We start from the raw sequence: 10,828 nt of genomic DNA, 5'->3' as shown, positions 1-10,828 counted from the left end.
GGCAGCTTCACTCGCGGGGTGCGCACTTCAAGCACGCACTCGTGCTGGAAGAAGTTCAGATGCCGGTAGGTCTTGGTCACGGTGTCGTGCACCGGGTGCCGGCCTGTCGCACCCTCTGCCGCGAAGCGACTGCCCTCGGTGAAGTCGATGCCCACCGTCAGCACCTTGCTCGATTCGTCGAAGCGCACGCCGGCGACGAACCACGGGGGCGCAATGCCCAACGCCGCTTCAAACAACCTGTCATGCATACAAATCGTTCCCACTCATCATGGCCGCCAGCCGGACGGCTCCCATACCGTCCAATCTACCCACTCAAATTTCAAGAGAGGCAAAAAAGTGCCGCGAAACCCGCGCCGCTATTAGAGTGGCACCGAGTTGTGTAATCAGGGGGTCGCGGGTTCGATCCCTGCAGCCGGCACCATCTGTCGGTGCGGTGCCCATGACCCCGCACCCGCCCCACGCCGCCGCAGCGACCAAGGCGCCGCAATCGCAAGCGTCCAATGTGCGAAATTTCCGACGAATTCGCTGCGTCCGCGCAGCGTTCACGCTGCACTGCACAATAAACGTGGGTGACTTTCACCCAGTTTCGTTACGAATTCTTGACGCACTTCACAATCGAGAACTAGGCTCGGACCCGACGTTGTAGAAAGCAGCCAACTGCGCCACGTCGACACCATCGGCGTCGTTGGGACATCTTGTTCTCATGGGAGTGAACTGATGGAAATTACTTCGAAGCGCAAGCGGTCCGGGGACATCTTCCTGCGAACCGCGATCGCGGCAGCCGTGGCAAGCACTTTCACCTCCGGCCTGGCGCGGGCACAGGAAGAGAAGAAGGAGGAAGCAACCAAGCTGGAAACGATCGAGGTGACGGGTTCGCGTCTGACCCGTGCCGCTGTCGAGGGTGCCTTGCCGGTATCGACGATCACGCGCCAGGACATCGAAACGAGTGGGTTTACTTCGGTGGGCGAACTCCTGCGCAACACGGTGTTCAACTCCGTCGGCGCATTCAGAGCGCAGTCCGGCAGCTCTGCGCAGTCGCTAGTGGCCGTGGACCTGCGCGGGCTCGGCACGGAGCGCACATTGGTGCTGATCGATGGTCGCCGTGCGCCGAAGGCGCCTTTCGCGCCCACCGCGCAGGATCTCAACGCGGTTCCGCTGGCTGCGGTCGAGCGTATCGAAATCCTCAAGGACGGCGCTTCGGCCGTTTACGGTTCGGACGCAATCGGTGGCGTCATCAACATCATCACCCGCAAGGACTTCCAGGGCGTCGAGATCGCGTACCAGGTGCAGGGCACCGAGCGCAAGGGTGGTGATGTCGAGCAGGGCTCGGTGACCATCGGGATGAACAGCCAGCGCGGCAACTTGGTGATCGGCGCATCGTACTTCAAGCGCGACATCATCTTCGCGCGAGACGCGATTCTCGCGGAGCGCGGCGCGAGCTTCTTTTCCAACAATCTCATCTACGGCGTCGATACCAACGGCGACGGCGAGCTCCAGAACTCTGAGTACGTCTACGCCCCGGTGCCGGGCGGATGTCCGAATTCGGATCCTGCGTTCTACCTGACCCCCTCCGGCCTGTGCGGCTACGACTTCAACCTCGTCGCGGCGGACGAGGCGGAAACGGGCAACCAGGGACTGTTCGCGCGGGGCATCTATCACATCTCCGATACTTGGGACGTCACCGTCAATGCCAGCATCAACCGCGCCAAGTCTTTCGGGCGCTACGCGCCGTCCCTGAACGATCTTCCCTTGACCATCCCGCTCGACAACCCATTCCTGGACCGGGCCGCCCTGCGCGACGCGGATGGCAACACGTTTACCGATGACCAGTTGCTGACACCGATATATCTGTACCACCGCTTTGCGTCCCTTGGTAACCGCGACACCACCACAGACGCCAACGTCTACGATCTGACCGGCATCTTCTCTGGCAGCCTCTTCGGTTTCGCCGACGCGAACGTCGGTGCTCGCTACAACGAGTACAAGTATTACGAGTTCGGGCGCTTCTTCCTCGCCCGTCCGGTGGCCCAGAGCATCCTGGACGATGGGAGCTACGACTTCCGCGATCCGAATGCGACCCCTGAGGCCGCTGCTGCCGCCAAGACCACGACGGCTCGCGAGTCCACCTGGGTGACACGCGAAGCGTTCGCCGACGTGCAGTTCCCGATGTTCACTCTGCCGGGCGGCCAGGCCAAGCTGCTGGTGGGCTGGGAGTATCGGGAGGAGGACTACTCGGATCTGTACGACGCACAGTCGGAGGCCGGCAACGTGGGTGGTTCTGCTGGCAATTCGGCCGGTCTGGACCGGCGCGTGCGTGCCTACTTCGGTGAGGCGCTGTTCCCGATCTTGTCCAACCTCGAGGTCACGGCGGCGCTTCGCCACGACCGCTATTCGGACTACGGCAACGATACGTCGCCGAAGATCGGCCTGCGCTATCAGCCGTGGGATCCGCTGACCCTGCGTGCGTCGTACGGCCAGGGGTTCCGCGCGCCGACGCTGGATTTCCTCAGCCAGAAGCCTGCGTTCTCGGCCGAGCCGATCACCAACGACCAGCCGACCTGTGAGTTCTTCGGCTTCAATTGGGACGCCACGACCAACACCTGCCGCAATGCGCAAGGTCGTACGCAGCAGATCCAGATCACCGCGACACAGATCGCCAATCCGGATTTGGGTTCCGAGCAGTCGGACCAGTACTCGGTGGGCTTCGCCTGGGACGTGACGTCCTGGTTCGACTTCTCACTCGACTACTACAACATCAAGATCGAGGACCGGATCGATACGTTCTCGCCGGAGGAGATCCTCGACGCGCTGCGCGTCGGCGATTCGGTGCCATCGGCGTTCATCGTCGAGCGTGGTGGCAGAACACCGGACGATCCGCTGTACAACCCGAACGCGCGCATCACCAATCTGGTCTTCGGTTTTGCCAACACCGGCAAGCTCGATACCAGTGGCCTCGATTTCGAGGGCAACCTGCGCTTCAATCTCGGCGACTGGGGTAACCTCAACGCCCAGGCGCGCTACGTGCATATCCTCGAATACAAGCTCGACAACGGTCGCGACATCATCGGTGACCCGGCAAACCCGGAGTACCGGGCCATGACCAGCGCGTTGTGGAAGGTGTGGGACCTGGCTGTGGGCTGGAATATGAACGTGATTGGCAAGCAGGCGCAGGCCGTGGGCGTGAACAGCGCCGGAGACGTGGTGCGGACTGGTCGTATCGGCACGTACATCACGCACGACATGCAGTTGTCGTATTCGGCGCCGTGGAACGCCGAGATCACCGTCGGCGCGATCAACGTGTTCGGCAAGGAGCCGTCCGGCAAGTCGGCATTCGATGGCCGCGACTACAACTTCTATCTGTACGATCAGTACGGCACTCAACCGTACATTCGCTACACGCAGCGGTTTTGATCGGCTGTGCGTCCTCGGAGGGCCCCGGCAGGGGCCCTCTTTTTTTGCGTTGCCGCGCCGGTTATGGTCGGCGGGGTGAGTGACTCGCCCGAGGTCAAGTTGTCAGCGGATCCGGATCATGCCTTGCGTGCGCGCGCCTGGAGCCGCTACTGGTCCAGCGAGGTTCGGCATTCGTGTCCTGGAAGCTTCGAGGGGCATTACGGGAGCGCCACCGAGAACTACTGGCGCACGCGATTTCAGCGGATTCGACCAGAGCATGTAGTGATGGAGGTTGGGTGTGGTAATGGATCGCTGATCAGGCTGCTGGATGAGGCCGGCGTTTCGGTTCGTCCGTCCGTGTTCCATGGCATCGACGCGGCCCGTCTGAATCTGCACTGGCTTGAAGACCTGAGCGACGACATGCGGGCCCGCGTCCGCGTGCATGCGCAAACGTCCGTCCAGCGACTGCCCCTGTCCGACCACAGTATCGATCACATCTACAGCCAGTATGCCCTGGAGTACTGCGCCGATGATGTCGCGTGGTCCGAGCTGGCGCGCGTGCTGAAGCCCGGCGCGACCTTCGCGGCGATCGCGCATTGTGCTGATTCATACCTGGCGCGTGTCGCCGCGTCTGAACGCGACCACTGCGACTGGCTGTTGCGCACGGATGGCGTGGTTGCCCGGGCCGAGCGGATACTGTCGCTGATCGCCGCGGCGACTGGATCACGTCCTGCAGGCGCTGCTGCGGAAAAAGCTCGTTCTGCGTTGAACATGGCGCTCGCCGAACTGAGCGAGCGAGTGCAAACCGGCGAATGCACGGATGTGCTCGACGACACCGCGCAGCGCATCATGCACTTGGTGCAGACTGCACTGGTCGGAGCGGCCGGAACTGCCCGGGCACACCTGCAGCGGCTGCAGGACGAGCTGGTGGATCACCGGCTGCGAGTCGGCGAACTTGTTGCATACGCGCTGGACACAGGTGCTCTGGTCGAATGGGAGACAAGGCTGCGGGAGTTGGGCTTCCGCTCGATTGAAATCGGCGAGATCCATGAGGGATCCCACCTGGTCGGCTGCACGATCGCCGCCGAATGAACGCAAACACGACGATATCCGATGGTTAAACAGACGCAAACCCCGCATGAAGGCCTGCGACAGGCCTTCGCCGACCTGCATCGCGGGCAACTCGATGCCGCGCGCAGCGCCTTCGCAGTCCTGTGCGGTGAGAGGGACGTGGCTGTGGACGCCTACCGCGGACTCGCCTCGATCGCCTGGCGGCAGGGGCAAGGCGCATCGGCCATCGATTTCCTGCGCCAGGCGATCGGCATCGACCCAGAGAACTTCGACGCACGCTCCGATCTTGGCCTCGTGCTGATGCTGTCGCGGCAGACCGGGGCGGCGGTCGCCGAGTGGCAGTGCGCCGCCCAACTGCGCCCGGACGACGCGGATATCTGGCACAACCTGGGCAAAGCCCTGGGCGACCTGAGGCAGCTCGGTCCGTGTCGCGAGGCCTTCGAGCGATCATTGATGCTCAAGCCCGATCGCGTGACGACGCTCGCGACCTACGCCCGCGCACTCGCGAACTGCGGGGATGACGACGGCGCGGAGGCCTTGTGGGAGCGTGTGATTGCCCTCCAGCCGAATCAGGCCGATGGCTACAAGGGCCTGGCCGACGTGCAGTTCGCGCGCGGTCATCTCGAGCGTGCCCTGGAAACCTACCGTCGTGGCGCCGAAGCCGTGCCGGACTCGCCCGAGATGCACATGGGCCATGCCCAGATGCTGGAAGATTTTGGGGAGCGCGAGAACTCCGAGCGGTCCTTCCGGCGCGCCCTGGAGCTGCGGCCCAACTGGGCGATGGCGCTGGAGGGTCTGCTGACTTTGGTCCGTGGCCGTGCCGATGATCTGCTGGTGGCTCAGGCGCAAGCCATCGTCTCGGATCCAAAGCGCCCACCTCCGGATCGCGCGAACGTGGGTTTCGGGCTGGGCAAGGTCTTCGATGCGCAGGGGCGGTACGACGAGGCGTTCTCAGCCTGGCGTCAGGCCAATGCGGCGCGGCGGCAGCAGGTCGGCCCATATGACCGACAGCGCACGGTTGCACGCGTCGACCGTCTGATCCAAGCATTTTCGTCGGACGCGATCGCCAGGCTCTCGGGCCAGGGCAGCGCGGATGAGCGGCCCGTGTTCGTGCTCGGTATGCCGCGCAGCGGAACTTCGCTGGTGGAGCAGATCATCGCGGCACACCCGGATGCGCGGGGCCTGGGTGAATTGCGAGAGATGTCGGAGATCGCGCGTTCGATGCCGCAGCGGATCGGCACGATTCAACGTTGGCCGGAAGCGTTGTCCGCGGCCGACCGGAGCGTCCTGCAGGGCGCAGCGGCGGACTATCTGTCCGCGCTGGTGCGCCGCGCCAGGGGTGATGCGGAGCGTCTGGTCGACAAGGCGCCGCTGAACTTCTTCCATGTTGGCCTCATCGCACTGATCTTTCCGCGCGCGCGCATGATCTGGTGTCGGCGCGACCCCAGGGACGTCTGCCTGTCGATCTATGGCGAAAACTTCGCGCTGGAGCAGGGATTCGCGACGGACCTCGCCGACCTGGGCCACTTCTACCGGGAGTACATGAGGCTGATGAGGCATTGGTGCCACGTCTTGCCGGATCATATGTATGAGTGTGTGTACGAAGACTTGGTTGCAAGTCCCGAACACGGCGCGCGGGCGCTGATCGAAGCGGTGGGTCTGTCGTGGAATGACGCCTGCCTGCGCTTTCATGAGCAGAACCGTCCAGTGCTGACGCCGAGTCGCTGGCAGGTGCGTCAGCCGATGTACGCGCGGGCGGTCGGTCGTTGGAAATCTTACGAGCGCTGGCTGCGACCATTGATCGAGGCGCTGGGCGACGAGATTGAGTGATGACGCAGCGAGCGCAGGGAGCGAGGTTCGAAGTTTTTCCGGGTTTCGCGGTTCCGATGGTGCGGGCCGAGCATCCTCAACCCGCGCGACTGAACCAGTCGCTGCGCGAGCTGTTCCTGCGCCGGGAGGCCGAGGGCGATGTCTATCGAAATCCCGATCCGACGATGAACATTCGACCGGGCTTGTTCGAGAGTCGCTTCGATCTGTTCGAGTGGCCTGATCCGCCGATTGCGGAGCTGCGCGCGTTCTGTTTCTCTGCGCTGTTCAAGGCGGTTTCCGAGCTGAGTGGCTATGCGCGCGCGGAGATGGAGCGGCTCGAAGTGCGCGCGAGTGCCTGGTTCCATATCACGCGCCGCGGAGGTTACTTTGGCCAGCACAATCACCCGATGGCGAGTTGGTCCGGGGTCTACTGCGTCGACGCGGGACAGGATCGCAGTGGGCATCCCGAAAGTGGTGCGCTGGTGTTCTCGCACCCCGCGGCAGTCGCATCGGCGTTCGTCGATCTGGGCTGCGTGAACCTGAAGGATCCGTGGGGCATACGTCCTGCAAGTTTCCATCTGAAGCCGGGTGAACTCGTTCTGTTCCCGTCCTGGCTGATGCATCAGGTGATGCCGTATCAGGGCGATGGCCAGCGTGTCACCGCGGCATTCAATGCTTGGTTCAGGCAGAAGCCGGCGTGAGTGGCGAAGGGCGTCGATCGTGAATGCTGCTGGCGATGTGCAGGCGCAACTCGGGATCCAGCTGTGCTGCAACCGGGAGTGGGCGCGGGCGCTGGACCTCCTCGATCCATTGCTGCAAGCGGAGCCGCAGCGCTATGTCGCTCGGCTTTTTCTTGGCCTGGCTCAGCGTCAGGTGGGCGAGGCCGACCACGGTGCGCGCAACTGCCTGCGCGCGCTGCAGGATGCCCGCAGGCTCGGGTACTGGCGCGACAATTCGACCACTCCGGCCTGGCTGCGACACTATGTCAAAGCAGGCGTTGCCGTCGTGGCCGATTTCCAGAGGACACGCCTGCACGCGGCCATCGCCCGCGCACGGGAGGAGCAGCAGCTGCCGGATACCGGACGCATTGATCGCTTCGTCGACGGCTATGTCGAAGGCCTGCTCATCAATCCGGATGATCCGCGGCAGCAGCCCAAGAAGCACCTGATTCCGGGAGTGCCGGCGAGTCCATGGATCGACACGGCACTGCTGCCGTGGGTCAGCGTGCTCGAAAGCAATTGGGACACGATCCGCAACGAGTTTCTGGCGATCCACGCCGGGGCGAGCGGTGTGGAGTCGTTCCTCAAGTTCACGTCGCCCAGTCAGATCCCTAGGTATCTGACCGGCAATGGCGTGTCGCCGAGTTGGGACGCCTACTTCTTCTATCGCCACGGGGTGCGCAACGAGGAGAACTGCGCACGCTGCCCGCAGACGGCTGCGCTCCTGGAGACACTGCCCTTGTTCCGCGTGCCTGGCTTCGCTCCGGAAATCTGCTTCTCCATCCTGAGCCCTGGCACTCGTATTCTTCCACATCGTGGTGATTCGAACGCGCGCGTCGTCGTGCATCTGCCGTTGGTTGTTCCAGAGGGATGCGCCTTGAAGGTGGCAGGCGAAGCGCGCGCTTGGCACGAAGGGCGGGTGATGGTGTTTGACGACACCTACGAGCACGAGGCGTGGAATAACAGCGGTCACTTCCGAGCGATTCTGCTGCTCGATGCGTGGAATCCACATCTGACGGAGTCAGAACAAAGGGCCTTCGTTGCTGTGACCAGCGAGATTCACCGTCTGGGCCAGTTGCTTGCGATGGGTGCAGACAGTTCCGCCTAGATGCGGCGTCTTTCGCTGTCAATCCTCCGGTTGGCCAGTGCGGCATCCGCCATCCGGCGGATGGGGATCTAGCCATCCGGCCAAGTGTTTTTTCCGTGTCCCGCGCCTAACGTGTGCTGACCGCGACGTGCGGTGTGCAAGGACAAGGGAGACTGGACATGAACGTGATGGCGAAGCTGCTGGCTGCGGCGGCACTGACGATGGCGACGATGGTGGCCCAGGCCGGGCCGGTGAACATCAACACGGCGGATGCGAAGACGCTGGCCAAGGAACTCAAGGGCGTGGGCCCGGCGAAGGCGGAGGCGATCGTCAAGGATCGCGCGGCCAAGGGCGAGTTCAAGAGTCCGCAGGACATCATGCGCGTCGGCGGCGTCGGCAAGTCGATCTACGAACAGAACAAGGACAGCATCAAGATCAAGGACTGATCGGTCCCAAGGGAGGATTCCAAAGGCGGGCCGCGGCCCGCCTTTTTTTGCGGCGGTAGAATCCGGGACGCGGCCGATGTTGGCGCTTTCGGCCGACTGTCCACGGTGGTTCTTTCGCGGTGTACGCATGGTCAATGCAAGAAGAGCGGGTGTGGTGCTGGTGTGTCTCGCGCTGGCGGGATGTTCCTTGTTCGACGACGAGGGGCGCGTGACCCTCTCCGTCGCCGATGCGCCGGTGGATGGCGTCGATGCCGTCGTCGTGCAGTTCAGCCGCGTGGTGTTCGTGACCGACGACGATCAGCGCGAGTCGATCAGCCTGTCGCCGCCGGTCGCCGTCAATCTGCTGGAACTGACCGGCGGCGATCATTTCGCGTTGCTGGCCGATCGGCGCCTGCCGCAGGGGCGCTATCGCAAGATCGAATTCCGTGTCGATGCGGCGGCGGGCGCGGCGGACTCCTACGTGCTCGAGCGTGGCAGCACGATTGGCGAGTCACTCGTCGTTCCGGACGAGTACAGGCCGCAGCTGACGGTCTCGACGGATTTCACAGTCGAGCGCCGCCGCTCGGTCGCGGTGACGGTGGATTTCGACCTGCGGCGTTCCCTGTTCCGGACGCAGGACGGCCGCTACGAGCTGCGTCCCAGGCTGCGGACGGTTCTGGATGACGAGGCAGGCACGGTCGGCGGAACGGCGTCGTCCGCGCTGCTCGACAACTGTTCTGGCCCGGCCGTGTATGCCTTCAGCGGCAGCAACGCGGCAACCGACGACGTCGATGGGCTGGACCCGGAGCCGATCCAGTCAGCCATCGTCAATGCCGGCGATGGGCGCTACGCGATCGGCTTCCTCAACGCCGGGAGCTATACGCTCGCGTTCACCTGCGACGCCGACCGCGACGAGCCCGGCGAAAGCAACGACGACGCGGTGCGCTTCCTGCGCAAGCTCAACGTCACGATCGTGGCGCGCCGCGCAACGACCGTGAACTTCAACTGAAGCGCGGCCGCTGACGCTCAGGCTGCCTGCTGCGCGGCCTTGCGCTGCTCGAACTTCTTCTTGCCCGGCAGGATGCCCATGGCCTTGCAGATGATGCCGAGCATGATCTCGTCGGCGCCGCCGCCGATCGAGACGAGGCGCGTGTCGCGGTAGGCGCGCGCGACCTTGTTCTCCCACATGAAGCCCTGGCCGCCCCAGAACTGCAGCAGCCCGTCAGTGACTTCGCGTGATACGCGGCCGATCTTGAGCTTGCACATCGATGCGAGCATCGCGATGTGCTCGGGCGTGTGCTTGCCAGAGATGTATTCCTCGGTGGTCTGGTAGATCAGCGCCTTGAGCGCCTCGACCTCGGTGCGCAGCTCGGCGAGACGGAAATGCACGTACTGGTTGTCGAGGATCGACTGGCCGAAGGCCTGGCGCTGGCCGGTGTAGTCGATCGTCTCCTTGATCAGGTTCAGCAGGCCGTCGATGCCGCTGGCGGCGCCGAACAGGCGCTCCTCCTGGAACTGCATCATCTGGTACATGAAGCCCAGGCCTTCCTGGCCGATCAGGTTGCGGCGCGGCACGCGCACGTTGTCGAGGAAGATCATCGCCGTGTCGGACGAACGCATGCCGAGCTTGTCGAGCTTGGCCCTGCGGTCGATCCCCCTGGCGTCCATCGGCACGACGATCAGACTCTTGTTCTGGTGCGGTTTGCCCGCGGAGGTGTTCACCAGCATGCAGGCCCAGTCGGACTGCGTGCCGTTGGTGATCCACATCTTCGAGCCGTTGATGACGTAGTCGTCGCCATCCTTGCGCGCCCAGGTCTTGACGCCGGCGACGTCGGAGCCGGCGCCGGCCTCGGACACCGCGATCGACACGACCATGTCGCCGCGGATCGCCGGCTCCAGGTACTCCTTGCGCAGTTCCTTCGAGCCGAAGCGCGCGAGCGCCGGCGTGGCCATGTCGGTCTGCACGCCGATGCCCATCGGCACGCCGCCGCAGCTGCAGTTGCCGAGCGCCTGCGCAAACAGCACCTGGTAGGAGTAGTCGAGGCCCAGGCCGCCGTTCTCCACCGGCTTGGTGATGCCGAGCAGGCCGAGCGTGCCCATCTTCTTCAACACCTCGCGCGCGGGCCAGATGCCGGCCGCTTCCCATTCCTCGACGTGCGGATTGATCTCGTCCTCCACGAACTTCTTCGTCGTCCGGTACAGTTCGAGGTGTTCGTGGGTAACGTTCATTATCATCTCCAACGAGGTGCGCAGGCCGATGTCTTATATGCCTGCGACGAGTATGCGGTCAATCGGGATGACGTGAGAAAACCAGGCGCGGAAATCCA

Annotated in this window: 8 protein-coding genes and 1 pseudogene; 7 read left to right on the top strand and 2 right to left on the bottom strand. The window is 63.8% G+C overall.

Translation table 11 applies throughout. The annotated features are described in order from the left end of the window. Window positions 1-248: pseudogene (locus AAG565_RS10855) on the bottom strand (ISL3 family transposase); the annotation flags it as partial. Window positions 249-717: 469 nt separating this feature from the next. On the opposite strand from AAG565_RS10855, the gene AAG565_RS10850 reads away from it, so the two are divergent. From AAG565_RS10850 to AAG565_RS10820, 7 genes are all read left to right on the top strand, one after another. Further along, window positions 718-3,411, top strand: coding sequence for a TonB-dependent receptor (locus tag AAG565_RS10850; protein ID WP_348819612.1), 2,694 nt, complete (start codon window positions 718-720; stop codon window positions 3,409-3,411). 75 nt (window positions 3,412-3,486) lie between these two features. Continuing rightward, the gene (locus AAG565_RS10845; protein WP_348819611.1) at window positions 3,487-4,482 is read left to right on the top strand and encodes a class I SAM-dependent methyltransferase; all 996 of its coding nucleotides are present in this window, start codon (window positions 3,487-3,489) and stop codon (window positions 4,480-4,482) included. A 21-nt stretch (window positions 4,483-4,503) separates the two neighbouring features. Then, window positions 4,504-6,291, top strand: coding sequence for a sulfotransferase (locus AAG565_RS10840; protein WP_348819610.1), 1,788 nt, complete (start codon window positions 4,504-4,506; stop codon window positions 6,289-6,291). Next, on the top strand, window positions 6,291-6,971 hold the full coding sequence (locus AAG565_RS10835) for a putative 2OG-Fe(II) oxygenase (protein ID WP_348819609.1): 681 nt from the start codon (window positions 6,291-6,293) through the stop codon (window positions 6,969-6,971). The genes AAG565_RS10840 and AAG565_RS10835 overlap by 1 nt, the downstream gene beginning before the upstream one ends. Before the next feature lie 19 nt (window positions 6,972-6,990). After that, the gene (locus AAG565_RS10830; RefSeq protein ID WP_348819608.1) at window positions 6,991-8,097 is read left to right on the top strand and encodes an aspartyl/asparaginyl beta-hydroxylase domain-containing protein; all 1,107 of its coding nucleotides are present in this window, start codon (window positions 6,991-6,993) and stop codon (window positions 8,095-8,097) included. A gap of 158 nt (window positions 8,098-8,255) precedes the next feature. Next, window positions 8,256-8,522, top strand: coding sequence for a helix-hairpin-helix domain-containing protein (locus AAG565_RS10825; RefSeq protein ID WP_348819607.1), 267 nt, complete (start codon window positions 8,256-8,258; stop codon window positions 8,520-8,522). Window positions 8,523-8,730: 208 nt separating this feature from the next. Next, entirely contained in the window at window positions 8,731-9,510 is a 780-nt protein-coding gene (locus AAG565_RS10820) for a DUF4382 domain-containing protein (RefSeq protein ID WP_348819606.1), read from the top strand. Between the two features lie 17 nt (window positions 9,511-9,527). Here the strand turns inward: AAG565_RS10820 and AAG565_RS10815 are convergent, their stop codons facing one another. Next, entirely contained in the window at window positions 9,528-10,730 is a 1,203-nt protein-coding gene (locus AAG565_RS10815; RefSeq protein WP_348819605.1) for an acyl-CoA dehydrogenase family protein, read from the bottom strand. Window positions 10,731-10,828: the final 98 nt, after the last annotated feature.

Origin of the sequence: Fontimonas sp. SYSU GA230001 (assembly GCF_040066175.1) — a bacterium.
In the GTDB taxonomy this organism is placed as follows: Bacteria; Pseudomonadota; Gammaproteobacteria; order Nevskiales; family Nevskiaceae; genus Solimonas.
This window is presented reverse-complemented; position numbering and strand designations above follow the sequence as displayed.